The 21,608-nt window shown below is 48.4% G+C and carries 20 protein-coding genes; 13 read left to right on the top strand and 7 right to left on the bottom strand.

Annotation, left to right across the window (positions count from 1 at the left end; all coding sequences use genetic code 11):
- The first annotated feature begins 38 nt into the window (after nt 1–38).
- The 6 genes from baeS to ACQKDS_RS08915 all read left to right on the top strand — a co-directional run bounded on the left by baeS (nt 39) and on the right by ACQKDS_RS08915 (nt 5,893).
- Nucleotides 39–1,430, top strand: a complete 1,392-nt coding sequence (baeS, locus tag ACQKDS_RS08890) for a two-component system sensor histidine kinase BaeS (protein WP_399668827.1) — start codon at nt 39–41, stop codon at nt 1,428–1,430.
- Complete coding sequence (gene baeR / locus ACQKDS_RS08895; RefSeq protein ID WP_399668830.1) at nt 1,430–2,137, top strand: two-component system response regulator BaeR; 708 nt, start codon at nt 1,430–1,432, stop codon at nt 2,135–2,137. Before baeS ends, baeR begins: the two co-directional genes overlap by 1 nt.
- Nucleotides 2,138–2,559: 422 nt before the next feature.
- Nucleotides 2,560–2,898 (top strand): YegP family protein, encoded by a 339-nt coding sequence (locus ACQKDS_RS08900; RefSeq protein ID WP_399668833.1) that lies wholly within the window; start codon nt 2,560–2,562, stop codon nt 2,896–2,898.
- Nucleotides 2,899–3,072: 174 nt separating this feature from the next.
- A complete protein-coding gene (gene yegQ / locus ACQKDS_RS08905) occupies nt 3,073–4,425 on the top strand; it encodes a tRNA 5-hydroxyuridine modification protein YegQ (protein ID WP_399668836.1) in 1,353 nt (450 codons plus the stop codon).
- A 577-nt stretch (nt 4,426–5,002) separates the two neighbouring features.
- Complete coding sequence (locus tag ACQKDS_RS08910; protein ID WP_399668839.1) at nt 5,003–5,452, top strand: hypothetical protein; 450 nt, start codon at nt 5,003–5,005, stop codon at nt 5,450–5,452.
- Nucleotides 5,453–5,620: 168 nt separating this feature from the next.
- Entirely contained in the window at nt 5,621–5,893 is a 273-nt protein-coding gene (locus tag ACQKDS_RS08915) for a DUF6156 family protein (RefSeq protein WP_399668842.1), read from the top strand.
- Between the two features lie 112 nt (nt 5,894–6,005).
- Here ACQKDS_RS08915 and ACQKDS_RS08920 read toward each other — a convergent pair whose 3' ends face one another.
- The 7 genes from ACQKDS_RS08920 to ACQKDS_RS08950 form a co-directional block, all read right to left on the bottom strand.
- Entirely contained in the window at nt 6,006–8,024 is a 2,019-nt protein-coding gene (locus ACQKDS_RS08920; protein ID WP_399668845.1) for an FAD-dependent oxidoreductase, read from the bottom strand.
- 94 nt (nt 8,025–8,118) lie between these two features.
- A complete protein-coding gene (locus ACQKDS_RS08925; RefSeq protein WP_399668848.1) occupies nt 8,119–9,888 on the bottom strand; it encodes a class I SAM-dependent methyltransferase family protein in 1,770 nt (589 codons plus the stop codon).
- Between the two features lie 197 nt (nt 9,889–10,085).
- Nucleotides 10,086–11,027 (bottom strand): hypothetical protein, encoded by a 942-nt coding sequence (locus ACQKDS_RS08930; protein WP_399668851.1) that lies wholly within the window; start codon nt 11,025–11,027, stop codon nt 10,086–10,088.
- Between the two features lie 29 nt (nt 11,028–11,056).
- Entirely contained in the window at nt 11,057–11,797 is a 741-nt protein-coding gene (gene fabG, locus ACQKDS_RS08935; RefSeq protein ID WP_399668854.1) for a 3-oxoacyl-ACP reductase FabG, read from the bottom strand.
- Between the two features lie 34 nt (nt 11,798–11,831).
- Complete coding sequence (locus tag ACQKDS_RS08940; RefSeq protein WP_399668858.1) at nt 11,832–12,596, bottom strand: MaoC/PaaZ C-terminal domain-containing protein; 765 nt, start codon at nt 12,594–12,596, stop codon at nt 11,832–11,834.
- Nucleotides 12,593–13,867, bottom strand: coding sequence for a beta-ketoacyl-[acyl-carrier-protein] synthase family protein (locus ACQKDS_RS08945; protein ID WP_399668861.1), 1,275 nt, complete (start codon nt 13,865–13,867; stop codon nt 12,593–12,595). Before ACQKDS_RS08945 ends, ACQKDS_RS08940 begins: the two co-directional genes overlap by 4 nt.
- A 2-nt stretch (nt 13,868–13,869) precedes the next feature.
- Nucleotides 13,870–14,121, bottom strand: a complete 252-nt coding sequence (locus ACQKDS_RS08950) for an acyl carrier protein (RefSeq protein ID WP_399668864.1) — start codon at nt 14,119–14,121, stop codon at nt 13,870–13,872.
- 625 nt (nt 14,122–14,746) lie between these two features.
- Here ACQKDS_RS08950 and yegS point away from each other — a divergent pair.
- The 7 genes from yegS to gutM all read left to right on the top strand — a co-directional run bounded on the left by yegS (nt 14,747) and on the right by gutM (nt 21,556).
- Entirely contained in the window at nt 14,747–15,646 is a 900-nt protein-coding gene (gene yegS, locus ACQKDS_RS08955; protein ID WP_399668867.1) for a lipid kinase YegS, read from the top strand.
- 448 nt (nt 15,647–16,094) lie between these two features.
- Nucleotides 16,095–17,144, top strand: a complete 1,050-nt coding sequence (gene fbaB / locus ACQKDS_RS08960) for a class I fructose-bisphosphate aldolase (protein ID WP_399668870.1) — start codon at nt 16,095–16,097, stop codon at nt 17,142–17,144.
- Between the two features lie 1,129 nt (nt 17,145–18,273).
- A complete protein-coding gene (srlA, locus tag ACQKDS_RS08965; protein WP_399668873.1) occupies nt 18,274–18,822 on the top strand; it encodes a PTS glucitol/sorbitol transporter subunit IIC in 549 nt (182 codons plus the stop codon).
- Nucleotides 18,823–18,836: 14 nt separating this feature from the next.
- Nucleotides 18,837–19,826 carry a PTS glucitol/sorbitol transporter subunit IIB gene (gene srlE / locus ACQKDS_RS08970; RefSeq protein WP_399668876.1) on the top strand — a complete coding sequence of 330 codons (990 nt, stop codon included), beginning with the start codon at nt 18,837–18,839 and terminating at the stop codon, nt 19,824–19,826.
- 35 nt (nt 19,827–19,861) lie between these two features.
- On the top strand, nt 19,862–20,224 hold the full coding sequence (srlB, locus tag ACQKDS_RS08975) for a PTS glucitol/sorbitol transporter subunit IIA (protein ID WP_399668879.1): 363 nt from the start codon (nt 19,862–19,864) through the stop codon (nt 20,222–20,224).
- Nucleotides 20,225–20,234: 10 nt separating this feature from the next.
- Nucleotides 20,235–21,014, top strand: coding sequence for a sorbitol-6-phosphate dehydrogenase (srlD, locus tag ACQKDS_RS08980; RefSeq protein ID WP_399668882.1), 780 nt, complete (start codon nt 20,235–20,237; stop codon nt 21,012–21,014).
- Between the two features lie 185 nt (nt 21,015–21,199).
- Complete coding sequence (gene gutM / locus ACQKDS_RS08985; protein WP_399668885.1) at nt 21,200–21,556, top strand: transcriptional regulator GutM; 357 nt, start codon at nt 21,200–21,202, stop codon at nt 21,554–21,556.
- Nucleotides 21,557–21,608: the final 52 nt, after the last annotated feature.

Here is a 21,608-nt window from a genome sequence, read left to right on the forward strand (position 1 = left end):
TTTTTTACCGCTTTGGGCACATGCGCAACGAGGATTGAATGAAAATAGGCATTACCGGCAAACTGTTTTTAGCCATCTTCGCCACCTGCATGTTGATATTAATCACCATGCATTGGGGCGTGCGCCTTAGCTTTGAACGTGGATTTATTGATTACATCAAACACAGCAATGAACAGCGTATTGCCATGCTCAGCGAGGCGCTAGAAGAGCAATACCGTCAACACGGCAACTGGCAGTTTCTTCGCAACAACGATCGGGTGGTGTTTCAGATCATGCGTTCGTTCGATCAAAACAGCGATAGCAGCCATAACCTACCGCCAAAAGGGTGGCGCACCCAGTTCTGGGTGGTCGATAGCCAATATAATCGGCTGGTCGGTCACCTCGGTAATCTCCCCAAAGAAGGGGCGCGACACCCTATTCGTTTTAACAATGAAATCGTCGGGTGGGTGATCGCCACCCCGCCGGAACGGTTAACCCGCAACGCTGACATCAACTTCGATCGTCAACAAAAACTCACCAGTTGGTGGATTGTTGCCCTGTCTACCTTGCTGGCAGCGGCAGTCACCTGGCTGATGTCACGCGGATTGCTGGCACCGGTAAAACGGCTAGTGGCCGGAACACACCGGCTGGCGGCAGGTGATTTCAGCGCACGCGTGGCGGTCAGTAGCCAGGATGAGCTCGGCCGACTAGCGTTAGATTTCAACCAACTGGCCACATCGTTGGAGAAAAATGAGCAGATGCGCCGGGCATTTATGGCCGATGTGTCACATGAGCTACGAACCCCATTAGCAGTGTTGCGCGGCGAGCTAGAAGCCTTACAGGATGGCGTGCGCCAACCGACGCCCGCCTCACTCAGTTCACTCCAGGCCGAAGTCTCCACGCTGACCAAACTGGTCGACGATTTGCATCAGCTTTCATTGTCTGACCTTGGCGCACTGGCGTACCGGAAATCCCCCGTTGATGCTGTCCACTTACTACAGATTGCCGTTGCCGCGTTCCGCGAGCGTTTTCATGCCAAAGGGCTGGACATTGTCACCAAACTGCCGGAACGCGCCCCCCTATTCGGCGATCCGGATCGTCTCAATCAATTGTTCAATAACCTGCTGGAAAACAGCCTGCGCTATACCGATGCGGGCGGCACATTGGAAGTGGGCGTCGAAGCCAAAGGGAGCAAACTGATTATTTACTGGCAGGATAGCGCTCCCGGCGTTAATGACGCGCAGTTATCACGCATCTTCGAGCGTTTTTATCGCACCGAAGGTTCGCGCAACCGGGCGAGCGGCGGCTCGGGTCTTGGGCTGTCAATCAGCCAAAATATTGTTGAAGCGCACGGCGGCCGCATCCATGCTCAACACTCGCCTTTAGGCGGCGTGCGCGTTACGGTAGAATTTCCTTACCCCACCTCATCGATGAAGAACAAGATGCCCTGATGGAAACACAAAATCATCCCTTGCAGATCATGATCGTCGAAGACGAACCCAAGCTGGGCCAATTATTGGTGGATTACCTACAGGCGGCCGGTTACGCGACGCACTGGCTGACCAATGGTAACGAGGTCATACCGGCGGTACATCAACAACCGCCGGCGCTCATCCTGCTGGACTTGATGCTACCGGGCAGCGACGGCTTAACGGTATGCCGCGAACTGCGCCGCTTCACCGACATACCGATCATGATGGTGACGGCAAAAATCGAAGAAATTGATCGTCTTTTGGGGCTGGAGATCGGCGCAGATGATTATATCTGCAAGCCATATAGCCCACGAGAAGTCGTCGCCCGGGTGAAAACCATTCTGCGTCGCTGTTCCCGTCCGTTGGAAAATGCGCCAGAGGAAGCACAGCTCTACATTGATGAGCCGCGCTTTCAGGCCAGCTATCACGGGCAAATGTTGGATTTAACCCCCGCAGAATTTCGTTTGTTAAAAACGCTGGCCAGCCAGCCTGGCAATGTGTTTTCACGCGAGCAACTGCTCAACAATTTGTACGATGACTACCGCGTGGTCACCGATCGTACCATCGACAGCCATATCAAAAACCTGCGGCGTAAGTTGGAGGCGCTCGATGGTGAAAAAGCCTTTATTCGCTCCGTTTATGGTGTCGGCTACCGTTGGGAAGCGGAACCGTGCCGATTAGTCTAACCAACCCGTATCATATTCAGCCATCGTGGCCGGGCATGCGCGGCCTGCATTCAACCACCGATGCGGCTGATGGGCGTGGCGTGCCACGCCCCTACGTATAAAGACTCCGGCGTTCTATTCCCCCTGCGGTAATGTTCACCGTAGTGGCCGGGCATGCCCGGCCTACACGTAACCACTAATGCGACTGACGGGCGCGGCATGCCACGCCCCTACGTATAAAGACTCCGGCGTTCTATTCCCCCTGCGGTAATGTTCACCGTAGTGGCTGGGCATGCCCGGCCTACACGTAACCACTAATGCAACTGACGGGCGCGGCATGCCACGCCCCTACGTTGGAAACCGGTGGTGATTCGCTTACCTACTCAAAACTCAAGGAAATGGCTACACTTATTTCATCATTGATAACAACAGGAGAAGGCGCTATGGCAACCGGTCACTATGAATTGAAAAAGTCAGCTAACGGGCAGTACCACTTCACCTTAAAAGCCAGTAATGGAGAGATTATTCTTTCCAGCGAGATGTATGCCACTAAAGCCTCTGCGGAAAACGGCATTGCTTCGGTCCAAACCAACTCCACCCACGAAACACAATATGAAACCAAAGTCAGCACCAACGGCAAACCCTATTTCGTGCTGAAGGCCAAAAATCATCAGGTGATCGGCAACAGTCAGATGTACAGTTCCGATGCCGCTGTCAAAAATGGTATTCAGTCGGTGATGAAAAACGGCCCAACCACGGATATACGCAATCTGAGTGCCTGATAGGGCTTCCCGCGCGCGATGGCAACATCGCGCATTTTCCCATGATGCAGATCAATCCCCCTTTAATAATCCCGGTTAATTGCTGATTTTCGCGTGAGCTGCCGTTACAATTCTGCGCTTTCACCGCGCCATAAGGTGGCACGGTGCTGACCTGAAATCAGACAGAGATAATCGATGTTTACACCAGAACTTCTTTCACCGGCCGGAACGCTGAAAAACATGCGGTACGCCTTTGCCTATGGCGCAGATGCGGTTTATGCAGGCCAGCCACGTTATAGCCTGCGGGTACGCAACAACGAATTCAATCACGAGAATTTGGCGCTGGGGATTAACGAAGCCCACGCCCTCGGTAAAAAATTCTACGTGGTGGTCAATATCGCGCCGCATAATGCCAAGCTGAAAACTTTTCTGCGCGATTTAAAACCGGTCATTGATATGGGCCCGGATGCGCTGATCATGTCCGATCCTGGGTTGATCATGATGGTGCGCGAAGCCTTCCCGCACATGTCAATCCACCTGTCAGTGCAGGCCAATGCGGTCAACTGGGCAACGGTGAAATTTTGGCAGCAAATGGGATTAACACGCGTGATTTTATCGCGTGAACTTTCTCTGGAAGAAGTGGCGGAAATCCGCAGCCAGGTTCCTGAAATGGAACTGGAGATCTTCGTGCACGGCGCATTGTGCATGGCCTATTCCGGCCGCTGCCTGCTTTCTGGTTATATCAACAAACGCGATCCTAATCAGGGCACTTGTACTAATGCTTGTCGTTGGCATTACAAAGCCGAAGAAGGCAAAGAGGACGATAGCGGCAACATCGTACATCTGCATGAGCCGATTCCCGTGCAAACCGTTGAACCAACATTGGGGATTGGCGCACCAACCGATAAAGTGTTTATGCTGTCAGAAGCGCAAAAGCCGGGTGAATACATGAGTGCGTTCGAAGATGAACACGGCACTTACATCATGAACTCCAAAGATTTGCGCGCCATTCAGCACGTCGAGCGCCTGACTCAGTTAGGAGTACACTCGTTAAAAATAGAGGGGCGGACCAAGTCATTTTATTATTGCGCCCGCACCGCACAGGTCTATCGCCGTGCCATTGATGATGCTGCCGCGGGTAAGCCGTTCGATCCATCCCTACTCACCACGCTGGAAGGCCTGGCGCACCGGGGTTATACCGAAGGATTCCTGCGTCGCCATACCCATGATTCGCATCAAAATTATGAGTACGGTTCTTCCATTTCCGAACGCCAGCAGTTCGTCGGTGAGTTTACCGGTAAACACCGTGACGGTTGGGCAGAAGTTGACGTGAAAAACAAATTCGCCTGTGGCGATAGCGTCGAACTGATGACTCCAAGCGGCAATATCGTGTTTACATTAGACAGCATGCAGAATAAGAAAGGCGAAGCAATCACGGTTGCACCTGGCAACGGTCACATTGTTTACTTGCCGATCCCGCCAGATGTCGATCTCAATTATGCGTTACTGATCCGCAACTTGCCGCAACAGAGTAACCTGACGGAGTAAACCCTTTACTTCATGGTGAACGCCGCCTTTCCCCAGAGGCGGCACGTGGCGGGGCATATATATGCTCCCGCCACTTTCCCAGCAACGGTTTTGTCGATGGGATTAGCGCACTGTGGATAAAACTAAACGTCTCGCGCGTCACACATCTGCGGTTTAGCCGGAAAAGGAATACAAATATTAGAATTAGATCACATCAATGCGTTAACTACTGGGTTAATATCAAGCTGCTTAAAACAAACAATGAAAATATTTGCATAGTAATACTAGGAACCACCTCCTTAACCAGCCCAATCTCCCTTGGGCTGGTTTTTTCTTTTAGCGCCTCCCTATCTAACTAATACATCTCAGCATGATTTTCACCATTCGTTACTTACTCAGATTGAAGTTTTCGTTATGGCGCTCGGATTAACCTACATTACCGTAGATAAAATATTTTTTTGATATTGATAACTGGGGTTTAAATTTCACCCCAGCATGGCGTATTATTTATATTGTTATTTTTTTGATAAATGTTTTTTTTACCGTTAACCTGATCATTCAATGGTATTAAGACACGGTTAATTAATAAGGTTTCACTATGGATGGCGGCAATCACTATAAAAAAGTTGATGACATAACGGTACTCAGGATCTTGCCTTGCACTCACCTATTGAGTAAAAACTGGGATCTTTTTGGTCATTCGTGGGTGGAGTTAGGTGAGGATGAAAGCTATGGTTGGTGGCCTGCTTGGCCTAAAAATCGTTTTTTATTCATCGGAATGCTGTTCGGCGTACCGGGCGATTTAAATGGGCAACGCATACTGTGCGGCACGCCGACGAAAGACCCCCATCACCGCGACAGAAGCCCTGGCGTCATCGTTTATGATTTATATTGCAATGATCGGCGAACAGCCGAGGAAATAAAAAACCAAATACGCCACTCTGTTCAACATCATCAAGGTGCCTGGCGCTGGCCATTTGGCTTATGTTGCCACTCATTTCAGCAAAAAATGTTCAAGGATCTCAATCTGATCGTCAGGAGGAAATAAGATATCTCAGTATATCCCACGCACATAATTAGAGCGACAACAAGGTGGCAAGTGAGTAAATTTCGATGAGTGCCATCCGTAACTCATTCGGATAAATAAACATAGTCACAGGTAGACAGCTTTACATATCATGGGCATAGGTTTTATTGAACATTATGGAATAAGATTATGCAGAAAAACATAAAAACCAAGTATTATGCGAGCTTTACAGAGTTCCGCCATCCGATAAGGTTACTTGCAGAAGTCACGATGGAACAAACTGCAACCATGTTCAGTTATTTAAAAGGGACTTTTGATGAGAAAAATAGATTAATCGTCGTTGAACGCTTTATTAACCAACATTTCCATTACAAGTTAGAATATACATACTCAGAAAATAACAAAATAAAAATGGCTCGGCTGCATAAAGAAAATAATGAGATCATTACGCTTGTATTTTAATATCGACTACGTAATGCCAGAACAATGCGCCGACTACAACACGCGCAAACTGCCGATGTGCTCTTTCTCATCGGCATTACCCGCCCGACGCATCGCGAACCTATCGTATCGCTTAGATAGACAATGCCAATTGATAACCATTCTCTATGGCCTTACGCATATCCAGCTTATTAGCAACGGCTGCACCGCCGATAAGATGAACCGTTTTCCCCATCGCCTCTAACGGTGCTTGCAACTCCCTACAGGGCTCCTGACCGATACACATAATGATATGATCCACCGCCAGGCAGCTTTCCTGATTAGCACGTGAAATGTGAAGACCACGATCATCGATCGACAAATACTTCATATCATTCAACATTTCAACGCCACGCCGTGTTAGCAATATCTGATGGCCCCAACCGGTGGTTCTCCCCAGCGTTTTCCCCATCCTCGTGCGCTTACGCTGCAATAAAAAGATCTGGCGCGACGAACTTGCAGCAATCGGTCCCTGTTCGGCTAATCCTCCACGCTGCGACAGCGTGCCGTCAATGCCCCATTCACGGTTGAACGCCGCGATCGCCGAGTCATCCGGAATCGTTGGGTGGCTCAGGTAACTCGCGACATCAAAACCGATGCCACCCGCACCGATGATAGCAACCCGCTCACCTACGTGTTTTTTATCACGCAAGACATCCAGATAAGTCAGTACGTTGCTACGATCGCTACCCGGAATTTCCGCCACCCGTGGTACAATACCGCTCGCCAGTATAATTTCATCAAACTGCGTCAAATCTTCTGCCTGTACTTTTTTTCCTAGTTTCACGGTCACCTGGTGTAGTTCCAGTTGTCGGCGGAAATAACAAAGCGCATGTTGGAACTCTTCTTTACCAGGCACCTGCTTGGCGATATTAAGCTGGCCACCAATCTCATCATTGGCATCAAAGAGAGTAATCTGATAGCCACGACGGGCTGCGGTAATCGCAAAAATGATACCTGCAGGCCCTGCACCAACAACCGCCAGTTTTTTACCGACGACGGCTGGCGCAGGTGCGGGTAGCGTTTCTCGACAGGAGCGAGGATTCACCACGCAGGACGCAACATTGCCGATGAAAATCATGTCCAGACACGCTTGATTACAACTGATACAAACGTTGATCTCATCGTCGCGGCCCTCAGCGGCCTTTTTGACAAATTCCGCATCGGCCAGAAACGGCCGTGCCATAGATACCATATCGGCGCTTCCCTCGGCCAATACCTGCTCCGCTACGGCGGGAAGGTTAATACGGTTGGAGACAACCAACGGAATCGCGATTTTCCCCATCAGCTTTTTAGTAATCCAGCTAAATCCTGCTGGCGGCACAATACCGGTAACGGTTGGAATATGAACCTCATGCCAACCAACACCGATGTTAATGATATTGACCCCCGCCGCTTCCACCGCCTGCGCTAACTGTTCTATTTCCACCCAACTGGATCCGTCTTTCAACAAATCGAGTACCGAAAGCCGATAAATGACAATAAATTCGTTACCGACTACCCGGCGTACTGCCTTTATCACTTCAATCGCAAAACGCATACGATTTTCGTAGGTCCCCCCCCATTGATCGTCGCGTTGGTTAGCATGGGCAACTAAAAACTGGTTAATCAAATAACCCGCAGCCCCCATTATTTCTACGCCATCGTAACCCGCTCGCTGCGCAAGTTGCGCGCAATGAGCAAAATCGGCGATCGTTTGTTCAATTTGCTGAGCGGTCAATGCAACGGAAGTAAAAGGGTTCGAGTTTTTTATTGATGAGGGGGCGACCGGATCGGTCTGGTAGCTATCACGACCGGCATGTAAGATCTGCAATGCAATCTTGCCGCCGGCCTGATGAACGGCATCAGTGATAATACGGTGATCGGCAATCTGTTGTTCGCGATTAAAAATCGCACCATCGGAGTGAAACATGCCTTTTTCATTCGGCGCGACACCACCGGTCACAATCAATGCTACACCCGCAGCGGCTCGCTCAGCATAAAAACCGGCAACACGCTGAGGACCATCAGGTAGATCCTCCAGTCCCGTGTGCATCGCCCCCATCAATACGCGATTTTTAAGCACGGTGAAACCGAGATCTAACGGTGCTAACAGATGTGGGTAGTTGTTCATTTAACTCTTCCTTAAGTAAAGATATTAACCGCGTTATCGAACCGCACAGGGACGCCTAAACCAAACCGCCCCAGTTAACACGGCAATCAGCCGGTTAATTCAGCAACGATTTCTGGGCCAGCGTTACGCTAAACATGCCCCACGGATCGATTCGTTGAGTCACTTTAACGAATCCTGCGCCACTGACTAATTGGTCAATTTCGCGCTGAGTTCGGCGACGCAGTCGCCAATATTCGCCCGTTTTATGGCTGTTCAAGACGCGCGCCATATACTCCAGTTTAGGGTTCCATAATTTAGTGGTGTAGATGAGGTAGCCGTCTTGCTCGCTCGCTTTAGCGATCCCCTCCAGTGACGTCTGTACCAAGCGGTTGTCACTGAAGAGTTCATAAAACCCCGAGACAATGGTTAATGTCCGATCCTCGGGCAGCGTCTCTAAATCTACGCAAGAAAACGCATCACCTTGTTCAAAGGTTGCAATACCCTCAAGGTTATTCTGCCGAATTAACGCTTGCCCATGCAGCACGTTGGATGGCTCAAAATCACGCATCAAAATATGCGCTATCGGATACTTTATCTTGCTGACGGTTTCCAGAATGTAACGACCGTGGCCGGCAGCAGTATCGAGTAGTTTTATGTTTTTCTGTTGTCGTACTAATGCATCGACGGCCAGTAGCATCAACTCTTCAACATGCATTTTCCTTATTCGAGTACAGTGAAAACCGATATTGTTCAAATAATAACGGTCGATAATCTTGCCAAGAAAATAACGGCCAGAAGGTTGGTTTTGATAAATACAGTCTAACGACGCTCCGGAATCAAAACCGGTTTTCAAACCCAGCTTAATCGCAGTGGCGTACTGACCAATATGCTTCAATGCAAGTTTATTTGCCCACCAATAGAGTCGTTTCACCACGTTGGATTCAGGCAGGCGCAGCTTTTCATACTCATCATAGGTAACGCCCGTAAGATGGGCGTCAAACAACGACGGGGCGATATGGGGTTCAGCAAAGCGATCAACAAGAAAATTACGAATTTTATTTAGTAAATTACGCTCCACATCTTTCCCCGCCCCGATGTAAAACCGATCGGGCAACATACACAACGTTTTTTCCGTGCTGTCAATATTGGCATAAAACGCCAACTGGCTTGCCATGTTATAGCGACGATCCTCTTTAGACAGAATCAACTGTGTTGGCGTTGAGTACGCAAAGCTATTTCTGGCAATACGTTGCCCGGTATACAGTAAATCGCTCATCCTGCGTCTCGTCGTGCACCCGATGGGTAACAAGTTATCTTGTTGTCTGTTGCGGTATATTGATTCAACAACCCCACACTCTGGCGTCGATTTAGCCCCACGACGATGAAACAAGCCAAAATAACTGCTTTTAACGCAGGTACGCAGCAAATCGGATTTTTTGAAAATGAATAGCGGTGAAGAAAGAACAACAGCGCGAATGTTGGCTGCATAATCAGTTAGCCATGCAGCGACGATAACCGCGCGATCGCCATGCGACACAATGGATATATCTTGCTCATGAACATGATATGTGGCTTTGACATGGTCAATAAATTGCTGAAAATAATAAATAACCTGGGAAAGCATAGAGGCCGTATTTTTTTCAGCGAAGAAACCCAAGATCTCACTCATATCTAATGAGAAAAAATGACAACAGGGTAAGTTCAATGCCTCAATGAGATCGGTCGAACCGCCAGCACAGCACTTCTCACCTTGAAATAAAATAACCACGGGGATCGTTGACGCTGATCCATGCTCCGATGATTCAGCGGGGAAATATTGGTAAACCATATTACAGCCATCATGGCTGATAAACGTATTATTTTTTTCGGTACGCGGCATAATCATTTTTCTATTTTATACCCGCCATATGTCAAGCCGCCTCGCTTTGACCAAGACTATCTCATCTCGCCCATTAGTTTTCTTATAGGCAACATTAAACTCCACTACCGATAGCGTTGCGACTTAGCGTTCGATGCGCTTGAATTAATGTGGATATAGACGAATTTAATAAACCTCATCCTTGAGGCTCACTCAGGTGTTAGTTAGCCCATGCTGATTTTTTGTTTTATTTTTTCTAACAATTTGGGTTCCCATTCCGTGTCCCAACGGTTAACCAAATATTCTCGTTTTGCTAAGACTTCCGGCTCGCGCGCATTAAATCCTTCTTGTATATACTTCTTAGCCACTTGCCCCCGGTATTGCACCGCAATGCTATCGGTGATCTGCTTAATGGTAATGTCTTTCCGCAGCATTCTTGCCACATGCAGCGTCGCCAGAACAACCTGCTTAGATAGCATGTCACTGTTGTTCACATGCTGATCGATGAGCGCTTTCGTCCATAATTTTTCTTCATAAATGGTTTCAAACGCTTCGATTGAAACACAGCAATGCTCCATCTCTTCGGCATAATGGTAGCCTAGAAGATAAAGCACCCCAAGATTACCCGACATGTTTGATACCATGTCAAACCGATCGTTATCAAATAGGTTGTCAAAAAAGGCAAAGCCAGTCATGCAGACTTCACTTTCAAAAATAGCAACGCTACGCACCGCTTCTTTAAAAGATGGGCCATCGGCTCTTTTACCCGCCGCCTTTTCTTGTTCGATGCCAGCCAAAATAGGTTCAGCAAACCCTTTATAGATGCCATACATAAAATCATAAACGCGCGGATGATACTTTTCTCTCGCTGGCGGCGTGATCCCCTTCGTGATGAAATTATTCAGTTTGCGGTGTGCTGCAGCATGTCTTTTCTCTTGATCAAGAAAAACAGGGAATCGTTCGTCATTTAACTCGGTACTCTGAATGAACTCTTCGTAGTAATCGCCTATTCCTTGCCCATAAAATTCGAAAAATTCCAAAACGTAGGAGCTTCCCAAGCCAACTAATGAAGAGATAGGATCGGGGTTCCAAAGGTAATTAAAGTTCTCATTCAACTCCATGACGCGATAGACTTCACTGGGTACGGCTCTATACTGCATCTCCATAACATTCTCCTTAATGTTAAAACTATCCGTTAAATCGACATCCCGCCATCCACGACAAACGTTTGCCCGGTAATATGGTTACCCCCTTTACCCAGCAAAAATGCCACCATCAGGGCAACATCCTCAGGCTTCCCTATTCTTTTTAACGGGGTTAACTTGATCACCTGATCCAACGTCTTCTGGGGCACTGAAGCAATCATATCCGTGTCAATCGGCCCCGGTGCGACACAGTTAACCCTTACGTTAAAATGCCCCACTTCCCGCGCTAAACTCTTGATAAGCCCATACTGGCCGGACTTGGCTGCAGCGTAATTAGTTTGGCCCGCGTTGCCTCTTAATCCCGCAATCGAGTTGATGTTAATAATACACCCCTCTTTTTTGAGGATCATCGCAGTTAAAAGATAATGGTTGATATAAAAAATCGCGTTTAAGTTAGTATTAATGACGTCATGCCAGTCTTCAATTGGCATATCAAAATTAAACCTGTCCTTAGTGATACCTGCATTATTAATGATGCCGTAAGGAACGCCATGCTGTTCCAGCACGGTCTCACATAACTGCTTCACTTCCCCCACCACACCAACGTCACAAGGATAAAACGCACAAACTTCACCCTTTTTATTGAGCGATGCGGCAAGCTCCTCAGCCAGCCCCTTATTATTTTTATAGGTAAAAACAACGTAGTAATCTTGCTCAACCAATGCTTTGACAATCGCAGCACCAATGCCTCGGCTGCCGGCGGTCACTAATACTAATTTTTTATTCAACACGTGATGATGCCTCCCTGGCGCGGGTCTATTCCATTCAATTGGAAAATGACTTTGTGATGCATCCAATAGATGATTGAAAAATTACCTCATCCGCTTCGAATGCATTAACGTTGAATGTGCTATAGGCTGAATCAGCTTGGATATAGATGTCTTTTTCTTCAATAACATACGAGATAGCAGAAAAATCAATATCATGGCAGGTCAAAATACGCTCTGAAGCGAATATTTTCTGGGCAACATGATAGGTCGTAATCTTATCTTGACGGTTATCCTTCGCTATCTTCAGCGATTGTCTGTAGAAGTAGTCATCCTTTTGTTGGTTAAAGCAGATACAAAATAAAATGGTATCCATTAACAACCAATTAGCTTCAATACCCGGATAGTATTTTTTCAAGGTATCTAGATGCCCTTGCACAAACTCCGGGGTCACGTGAATCTGATTAGAGCCCGGAGTTAATGTCATTGGCTTTTGTGGTAACGCCGTTGCAGTCACGCAAATCTCATCAGGATCATTTAATTCAGTAACCGTTAAAATTTTCTTACTGCCTCGATCTTTGAGGCTGTAATTGATATCGGTATCGATAGTTACCGGTTTTTTGATATAGAAATTAAGCATTGAGCTAGATTCAATGCATGATGACATCATTATCTTGGCATCCAGCAAGATAAGCATCCCTTGCACTATGACATCGCTCAGCCCATTCTCTATTGCGAACTCTTTATCAAAATGAACTCGATTACGGTCGCCAGAATAGTCAGCCCACTTTTCTATTTCATGCTGTGAATATCGCCTGTTCACTCAACAAACCTCTTCAGTACCAGACAGCTATTGGCACCACCAAATCCATAATTGATATTAAGTACATGGTTGAGATCTTGATCGAATAAATGCTCATTCGGCACATAGTTAAGATCGCATTTTGGATCGGGAGAGTTAAGGTTGATAGTTGCAGGTATCAGCTTGTTATTCAGGCTCTTTAAGCAAAAAATGGTTTCTATTCCACCTGCGGCGGCAATAAGGTGGCCGGTATACGATTTGGTGCTTGAAATCGGTATCTCATAGGCACGCTGTCCGAATACCTCTTTCAGCACTAACGTCTCGTTAAGATCATTCATCGGCGTCGATGTGCCATGTGCATTGATATAATCAATGTCTGCGAGATCGATGTTGGCATATTCGACGGCTTTTTGAATGGTCGTCACACGCCCTACCAGATCAGGGGCCGGTGTGGTCAAATTGACATACGCGTCACTGTGATTCGCGTAACCCACCACTTCACCGTAAATAGTCGCCTTCCTTGCCAACGCATCGTCAAGGCGCTCCAGGCAAACCACCGCCGCCCCCTCGGAAAGAACAAAACCACTTCTGTCCTGGCTAAATGGGCAACAGGCCTTTTTAAGATCGGTCTTCTCTTTTGTTAATGCTCCCAACACATCAACCGACCAAATGGTGAACGGTTGCATTAGGCTCTCACCGCCCCCTGCGATCATCATTCTTGCCTTACCGCTTTTAATAATTTCATAGGCATCACCAATCGCTATATTACCGGTTGCACAAGCCGCGATCGGCGAATTTTGATAGCCTTTTAACTTCCAGTTAACTGAAATTACGGAGGTTGCAATGCTTGGCATTGAGTTAAAACAGCTATGCGCCGAGGCAGAAAACGAGGCGGGATCGCTATAGGCGTAAAAATTTACCGAAGAGCAGTCATAACCAGCCCATCCTGTACCAAAAATAACGCCACAGTCCCTTTGGTCATAATATTCGGATAGGTGTTGTTCCTCACCAAATGCCATGGTCATGGCCTCATCCGCCGCAATTAATCCCAACTCAGCAAAACGTGGCGTATTTTTTAAAATTTTGTTTGAAAACTTACTGAGATCCAACGGGGATTTTATTCTGCCAAACACCCTGGCCGAAATCCCTTTTCCTGGATCATCCCAGACATCATAGCCAATTTTCTTATCCAGAACCGACTGCCATATTTGTTCAGTGTTATCACCTAATGAACAGATGGCACCATAACCGGTGACGACCACCCGCTGAGAATTACATCCTGTCGTCGACATTATCAACGCTCCTGTGGGTAATGACTTACCAAATAATCCATTAATTCGCCAAAGGTGTTCAATTCAGCCTCTGCCAGTGCATTGAGATCAATATCCATTCCGAGTTCATTTTTAGCTTCAACCTTGATGGTCACGAAATCAAGACTGACAAGGTCTAATTCCTCTATCGTGGTTTCATCAGTGATTGAGCTAACGTCAACGTCAGTTAATCTATCAATTAACGTCTTTAGGAATTCCTCTAGTTCTTTCCGCATGGCAACATCCTTTTTTACTGTTTTGTGTAAGTTTATTTAATAATTAGCATGATTTACCCCCACGGCCAAGTCAAGATTTTTTATTTCAACTATTTTTTTATTTTTTAATATTAACCCATTAATAATAACCCAATAAATACACAAGAATTTATTTACACTAAACGTTACTTTTATATAAAACACATTGTTTTCGCAACTGTCATTCATTATATAAATACCTTTACTAATGATGACGAGAAGTAATTAAAATGTATCCAATGAATATTAACGACGTCATCCTGACGTTAATTGGATCGATTAATTTTAAATATTGGACTCAGATCACATTAATGATTCCATAAACCCACCTCACTATTGAAAAATTAGCACGATTGACCCTCGTAAAAATAAACATCACGACATAACAAACATCGCTGCAGGAGGCGTTTAAGGCATAACTAATAAAAATGTCCATCAGCCAACCGCCATTACCTGAATTTTCTTATGGCTTGCCCCTCGCCATTGGTTTAACGTTGATGCTCGATGGGCAAGAAGGCGACAACAAACTTTGCAGATAGGGCCGTCCCTTCCCCCCTCTACAACGCAAAATCAATTTCTAAGCACCGTTATCAAAGGAACAACCAAAATGGGTGAAAATGCACCAACGCTGCTTATCATTAATGGCAAGGGAGCCGGTGATGAACGGGTACGCTCAGCCATACAAAACCTCAGAGAGACGGGTGATGTTCTGCACGTTCGCGTAACCTATGAATACGGTGATGCAGCGCGCTACGTTGAAGAAGGTGCAAAGCTTGGCGTCAGCAACATCATTGCAGGGGGTGGCGATGGCACTATTAACGAAATAGCCGCCGCGCTGATTAACATCCCTGCGGAACAACGCCCAGTATTAGGTATCCTGCCGCTGGGGACGGCTAACGATTTCGCCATGGCGTGTAACATTCCTTTAGTTCCAGAACAGGCACTGAATCTGGCGATAAAAGGCCGTGCTGTACCGATCGATTTAGCCAAAGTGAACGACGACCGTTACTTTATCAATATGGCGACCGGCGGCTTTGGTGCGCGAATCACCACTGAAACGCCGGAAAAACTCAAAGCGGCACTCGGTGGCGTGTCTTATTTTATCCATGGTCTATTGCGAATGGATACGCTCAAAGCCGATCGCTGCGAGATTCGCGGCCCAGGCTTCAAGTGGTCCGGCGATGCAATGGTGATAGGCATCGGCAACGGAAAGCAAGCGGGCGGCGGCCAAGAGTTGTGCCCAGAAGCGTTGATCAACGATGGTCTATTGCAATTGCGTTTGCTGATTGCCGACGAATTGCTACCCGCACTGATCGCCAGCCTCTTCAACGGCGAAGAAAACAAAAGCGTAAAGGGAGCCTCGTTACCTTGGTTGGAAATTGACGCGCCAAATGAGATGACCTTTAATCTCGACGGTGAGCCGTTAAAAGGCACGCATTTCCGTATTGAAGTACTACCTAACGCCATCCAATGCCGTCTACCGCCAAACTGCCAGCTACTCGGCTAAGTGCAACAGGCGCCGGCAGGCGCCTGAATCGCATCGCAACTCACGCAAACTATATTTTTATAACAGTTTGATTGATAACTTTATTATATTTTATCACTTCTTATTTATGTGAAAAATTCAACTATCGGCTAAATCAGAGCCCACTTCATCCATAACGATTTGTTTTCTGCCGTTCGCTTTTCCGCTCTCTAAACACCAAACACCAAGCAGTGATCCTTTCCGGCAAAAATGCCAAATCATACTTGTATGGTAGGTAGGTCATGGCGTAGTTGTTATCCAACACAGCACCGTAAGCACAGGAAGTCATATTCCCGCTATCGCATCTATTGTTTCTCCTTGCCATCATGATTTTATTAGTATCTCGGCTTCAATCACCGCTTTTTCACTCTGCCGGTGGTCAGTGACCTCGACTTACCAGCGTATGAGGAAGCTTTAACGGGAGTTAATCATGACTGATATTGCACAGTTGTTAGGTAAAGAAGCGGAAGACCTGTTGCAACACCGCTGTACCACCATTCCTGTAGAAAATCTCTATTTGCCAGGTGCCGACTTTGTCGATCGGGTGATGCTCGACAATAACCGCCCCAACAGCGTACTGCGTTCCATGCAAACGCTGTTTAATCATGGCCGCTTGGCTGGCACTGGTTACCTGTCAATTTTGCCGGTCGATCAAGGAATTGAGCACTCCGCTGGCGCGTCTTTCGCCGCTAACCCGTTGTACTTTGATCCTAAAAATATCGTTGAACTGGCAATTGAGGCCGGTTGTAACTGCGTAGCCTCAACTTACGGCGTGCTGGCGGCGGTATCACGCCGTTATGCGCACAAAATCCCCTTTTTGGTCAAACTCAACCATAACGAAACGCTCAGTTATCCAACGCAATATGATCAAACGCTGTACGCCAGCGTTGAGCAAGCCTTTAATATGGGAGCGGTAGCGGTTGGCGCCACCATTTATTTCGGTTCAGAGCAGTCTCGCCGACAAATTGAAGAAATTTCGATGGCCTTTGAACGGGCGCATGAGTTAGGGATGGTCACCGTTCTGTGGGCTTATCTGCGCAACCCGGCATTCAAAAAAGACGGCGTTGATTATCACGCAAGTGCAGATTTAACCGGGCAAGCTAATCACATTGCCGCGACCATTGGCGCCGATATTGTGAAGCAAAAAATGGCGGAAAATAACGGCGGCTACCGTGCCGTTAACTTCGGTTATACCGACGATCGCGTCTATGACCAACTCACCACCGACCACCCGATCGATTTAGTGCGTTATCAGTTAGCAAACTGTTATATGGGGCGCGCCGGTTTGATTAACTCTGGCGGTGCTGCCGGTGAGAACGATCTGCAAGAATCGGTACGTACCGCCGTGATCAACAAACGTGCTGGCGGCATGGGTTTGATTCTGGGTCGCAAGGCGTTTAAAAAATCCATGAAAGACGGTATCGCGTTGATCAACGCCGTGCAGGATACCTATCTGGATAAAAATGTCACCGTCGCTTAACTTCGCGCAGTCATTTCTCTCTGGCTGACTAGGCTTTCGCCGCAGTGCCGCTCGGTTAAATTTGAGCGACACTGCCCTATCCTTTTCACCTTTTTCGCCCGCCCCAATTTAATCTTATCTGCCTGGTTTTGTTGCCGGTGGGAATCATTCGCTGCGTTTTATAACCACGCTATTAACGCATTGGGGGCAAATACGCCGCCCCCATCACGCCATAGTGATGTTGACGGGCGCAGCAGGCTACGCCCCTACAAGGTGAGTGAGAGTCTTGTCGGCAGAACACTGACAACATTGGCTCATTGCTTAATTAATGGTAGCGAACACGCCCCCACATCACACCAAAGTGATGTTGACCGGCGCAGCAGGCTACGCCCCTACAAGGTGAGTGAGAGTCTTGTCGGCAGAACACTGACAACATTGGCTCATTGCTTAATTACCGGTAGCAAATACGCCGCCCCCATCACGCCAAAGTGATGTTGACCGGCGCAGCAGGCTACGCCCCTACAAGGTGAGTGAGAGCCTTGTCGGCAGAACACTGACAACATTGGCTCATCGCTTAATTACCGGTAGCGAACACGCCCCAACATCACGCCATAGTGATGTTGACGGGCGCAGCAGGCTACGCCCCTACAAGGTGAGTGAGAGTCTTGTCGGCAGAACACTGACAACATTGGCTCATTGCTTAATTAACGGTAGCGAACACGCCCCCACATCACACCAAAGTGATGTTGACCGGCGCAGCAGTCTCCCGACGAGATGAGTGGGCGCATTGTTGGCGGAGCGATGACAACATTGGCTCATTGCTTAACTACCGGTAGCAAATACGCCGTCCACATCACGCCATAGTGATGTTGACGGGCGCAGCAGTCTCCCGACGAGATGAGTGGGCGCATTGTTGGCGGAGCGATGACAACATGAGCAGCAGGCCAAATCACCGACTTTTCTCTTTTCGTCCCCCCACACTCCTTTCAATATTACTTTTCTTTCGATTTTAACTTTCACATTAAAAGATTTATCTTTCAAAATGTGATCTATATAAAACAATATTGTCGATAAAGTGATTACTGTAAGGCCAATGGCAACAGAGACAGGTTTTGCTCCGGGCCATCGCACCCATTACAGGAGAAAAATAATGATTGAGTACATCACTCACGGAGCCGAATGGTTCATCGGCCTATTCCAGAAAGGCGGAGAGGTATTTGTCGGTATGGTCACCGGTATTTTACCGCTATTAATCAGCTTGTTAATTATTATGAATGCCCTGATCAAATTCGTTGGCCAGCAACGTATCGAACGCCTGGCACAGCGCTGCGCAGGTAACCCAGTTTCGCGTTATTTGTTGTTACCGCTGATCGGTACCTTCGTGTTTTGCAACCCAATGACGCTGAGCCTCGGCCGATTCATGCCGGAAAAATATAAAACTAGCTATTACGCTGCCGCTTCCTACAGCTGTCATTCCATGAACGGTTTGTTCCCGCACATCAACCCCGGCGAATTGTTTGTTTATCTTGGTATCGCCAGTGGCCTGACTACGCTGGGGTTGCCGCTCGGCCCGCTGGCCGTGAGCTACTTCCTAGTCGGTTTGTTCACTAACTTTTTCCGTGGCTGGGTAACCGATCTGACCACCAGCCTATTCGAACGCAAGATGGGTATTCGCCTGGATCGTCAGGTTCAACTTTAATTCGGGAGAGCATCATGAGCGCTTATATTCGCATTGAGAAAGGTGCCAGCGGTTGGGGTGGCCCATTGGAATTACCCATCGAAGCAGGCAAAAAAATCGTTTACATCACCGCGGGCACGCGGCCAGCCATCGTTGATCGCATCAGTGAACTGACCGGCTGGCAGGCCGTTGACGGTTTTAAAGAGGGTGAGCCCCCCGCAGAAGAGATCGCCGTAGCGGTGATCGATTGTGGCGGCACCTTACGCTGTGGCCTTTACCCGAAACGCCGCATTCCAACCGTTAATATCCATGCAACAGGCCAATCTGGCCCACTAGCCCAATTTATTGTCGAAGATATTTACGTTTCTGGGGTACGCGAAAATAATATCCATCTGATCGATCACGCAGCCGCCGCAGCACCTCTTGCGGAACCAAACGCCCCAAGCACGGCTAAAACGCGCGATTACGATACCAGTAAAAAAATCACCGAACAGAGTGACGGTTTGCTGGCTAAGGTTGGTATGGGAATGGGCTCGGTAGTCGCCGTCTTCTTTCAGGCCGGACGCGACACCATTGATACGGTGCTAAAGACCATTTTACCGTTTATGGCCTTCGTGTCGGCACTGATCGGCATCATCATGGCATCCGGGCTCGGTGACTTTATTGCTCATGGTTTAACACCGTTAGCCAATAGCCCTGTCGGCTTAGTAACGCTGGCGTTGATTTGCTCCTTTCCCCTGCTTTCGCCATTCCTTGGCCCCGGCGCGGTGATCGCACAGGTCATCGGCGTGCTGGTCGGCGTACAAATCGGCCTCGGCCATATTCCTCCCCAATTGGCGTTGCCCGCGCTATTTGCAATTAACGCGCAGGCCGCCTGTGATTTTATCCCCGTTGGCCTGTCGCTGGCAGAAGCCAAACAGGACACGGTGCGCGTGGGTGTGCCCTCGGTGCTGGTTGGCCGCTTTCTTACCGGTGCCCCGACGGTCTTAATCGCCTGGGCGGCCTCCGCTTTCATTTATCAGTAACACATACGTTTATTTTCCTATTCCAGGGGTTCGCTATGAATGTCATTTTCCAAACCACCATTACTCACATCGGTGACTGCGCACGCGAAGCGTTACAAGACAACATGCTGATCACCTTTCGCCAAGGCGCACCTGCCGATATAGCAGAATTTTGTTTCATTCATCAACACGGCGACACCACGGGGGAACTGCAAGCCGGCGGTCTATTTGAACTGGCAGAACGGCGTTACCCGATCACCGCCGTTGGCAGCGTCGCCACCCAAAACTTACGTGAATTAGGCCACATTACCGTACGTTTCGACGGCGAAGTGCAGGCGGAATTCCCCGGTTCGATCCACGTTTCCGGCAGCACGCCAGACGATATCCCGTTAGGCAGCACACTAAAATTTATCGCATAAGGAGTTAACCATGTCTGAAGTAGCCGTAGTGATTGGCGGCGGCCAAACGTTAGGTGCTTTTTTAAGTAAGGGTTTGGCAGCGGCAGGATACCGCGTGGCGGTGGCCGATCTGAACGCCGATAACGCGTATCAGGTAGCCCAGCAAATTAATCAGGAGTTCGGCAGCGGCCGTGCCGTTGGCTTGCAGGTCGATGCCACCGATGAAGAAAGCGTGATTGCGCTGGCCAATGCGGTCGACAACGCCTTCGGCGGTACGCATTTGCTGGTCTACAGCGCCGGTATCGCCAAGGCTGCGCCGATTATCGACTTCGCGCTTGGCGATTTTGACCGTTCACTCCAGGTTAATCTGGTGGGATATTTCCTCTGTGCCCGTGAGTTTTCACGCCTGATGATCCGCGACGCCATAGCTGGCCGCATCATTCAGATCAACTCCAAGTCCGGTAAAGTCGGCAGTAAACATAACTCCGGTTACAGCGCGGCCAAATTCGGCGGTGTCGGGCTGACGCAATCGCTGGCGCTGGATTTGGCGGAATATGGCATCACCGTGCATTCACTGATGCTGGGCAACCTGCTGAAATCACCGATGTTCCAATCGCTGTTGCCACAATACGCCGAGAAGCTAGGCATCCAGCCCGACGAAGTCGAAAAATACTACATCGATAAAGTGCCGCTGAAGCGGGGTTGCGACTATCAGGACGTACTGAATACCCTACTGTTCTACGCCAGTAACAAAGCGAGTTACTGCACCGGCCAATCCATCAATATCACCGGCGGCCAGGTGATGTTTTAACGTTAATTTACTGGGCGCCCACCGTGTGCCCAATGGTATATATACCCAAGATATTTCGAGTTGCTTGTAGGCGGCAACTGAATGACTCCCTGGGAGCATAGCCAACTATGTGACCAGGGTGAAGGAAGGCAGCCCACACCCAAGCAACGTGAAGTATGAAGGGTAGCAATTAGATGAGGAACCGTATGACCAGTGCATTGATTACTCTTGCCGTCCTCGCTTGGTTGGGGCAAATAGCCTGCGGCTGGTGGCAGATTCAGCGCTTTAATCGCGCTTTTGACCAGTTATGCCAACTGGGGCCGGTTGGGATTGGCCGCTCCGGCGGCCGCTTTAAGCCCCGAGTGGTGCTGGCACTGGCGTTCGATGCACAACAACGCGTGTGTGGCAGCATGATGATGCGCGGCCTGACCGTTTTTGCCCAACCAAAACCACTGAAACATCTGCACGGTTTACATCGCCGTGATTTACTGCCGGATGTGATCTTCCCCGAGGATCGCGCCAGCCAAGTTGCACTATCGTTAGCGATTGCCGCAGAATCATGATATTTTCACAGTAAAAGACATTACCTTTCATATTGAATTATTTACTGAGAGT

It is taken from the genome of Serratia sp. NPDC078593 (genome assembly GCF_050268245.1).
Taxonomy (GTDB): Bacteria; Pseudomonadota; Gammaproteobacteria; order Enterobacterales; family Enterobacteriaceae; genus JBNNGK01.

Excerpts from the sequence above, each read along its gene's own strand:
- baeS (WP_399668827.1), top strand. The coding sequence starts at position 39 with ATGAAAATAGGCATTACCGGCAAACTGTTTTTAGCCATCTTCGCCACC.
- baeR (WP_399668830.1), top strand. The coding sequence starts at position 1,430 with ATGGAAACACAAAATCATCCCTTGCAGATCATGATCGTCGAAGACGAA.
- ACQKDS_RS08900 (WP_399668833.1), top strand. The coding sequence starts at position 2,560 with ATGGCAACCGGTCACTATGAATTGAAAAAGTCAGCTAACGGGCAGTAC.
- yegQ (WP_399668836.1), top strand. The coding sequence starts at position 3,073 with ATGTTTACACCAGAACTTCTTTCACCGGCCGGAACGCTGAAAAACATG.
- ACQKDS_RS08910 (WP_399668839.1), top strand. The coding sequence starts at position 5,003 with ATGGATGGCGGCAATCACTATAAAAAAGTTGATGACATAACGGTACTC.
- ACQKDS_RS08915 (WP_399668842.1), top strand. The coding sequence starts at position 5,621 with ATGCAGAAAAACATAAAAACCAAGTATTATGCGAGCTTTACAGAGTTC.
- ACQKDS_RS08920 (WP_399668845.1), bottom strand. The coding sequence starts at position 8,024 with ATGAACAACTACCCACATCTGTTAGCACCGTTAGATCTCGGTTTCACC.
- ACQKDS_RS08925 (WP_399668848.1), bottom strand. The coding sequence starts at position 9,888 with ATGATTATGCCGCGTACCGAAAAAAATAATACGTTTATCAGCCATGAT.
- ACQKDS_RS08930 (WP_399668851.1), bottom strand. The coding sequence starts at position 11,027 with ATGGAGATGCAGTATAGAGCCGTACCCAGTGAAGTCTATCGCGTCATG.
- ACQKDS_RS08945 (WP_399668861.1), bottom strand. The coding sequence starts at position 13,867 with ATGTCGACGACAGGATGTAATTCTCAGCGGGTGGTCGTCACCGGTTAT.
- ACQKDS_RS08950 (WP_399668864.1), bottom strand. The coding sequence starts at position 14,121 with ATGCGGAAAGAACTAGAGGAATTCCTAAAGACGTTAATTGATAGATTA.
- yegS (WP_399668867.1), top strand. The coding sequence starts at position 14,747 with ATGGGTGAAAATGCACCAACGCTGCTTATCATTAATGGCAAGGGAGCC.
- fbaB (WP_399668870.1), top strand. The coding sequence starts at position 16,095 with ATGACTGATATTGCACAGTTGTTAGGTAAAGAAGCGGAAGACCTGTTG.
- srlA (WP_399668873.1), top strand. The coding sequence starts at position 18,274 with ATGATTGAGTACATCACTCACGGAGCCGAATGGTTCATCGGCCTATTC.
- srlE (WP_399668876.1), top strand. The coding sequence starts at position 18,837 with ATGAGCGCTTATATTCGCATTGAGAAAGGTGCCAGCGGTTGGGGTGGC.
- srlB (WP_399668879.1), top strand. The coding sequence starts at position 19,862 with ATGAATGTCATTTTCCAAACCACCATTACTCACATCGGTGACTGCGCA.
- srlD (WP_399668882.1), top strand. The coding sequence starts at position 20,235 with ATGTCTGAAGTAGCCGTAGTGATTGGCGGCGGCCAAACGTTAGGTGCT.
- gutM (WP_399668885.1), top strand. The coding sequence starts at position 21,200 with ATGACCAGTGCATTGATTACTCTTGCCGTCCTCGCTTGGTTGGGGCAA.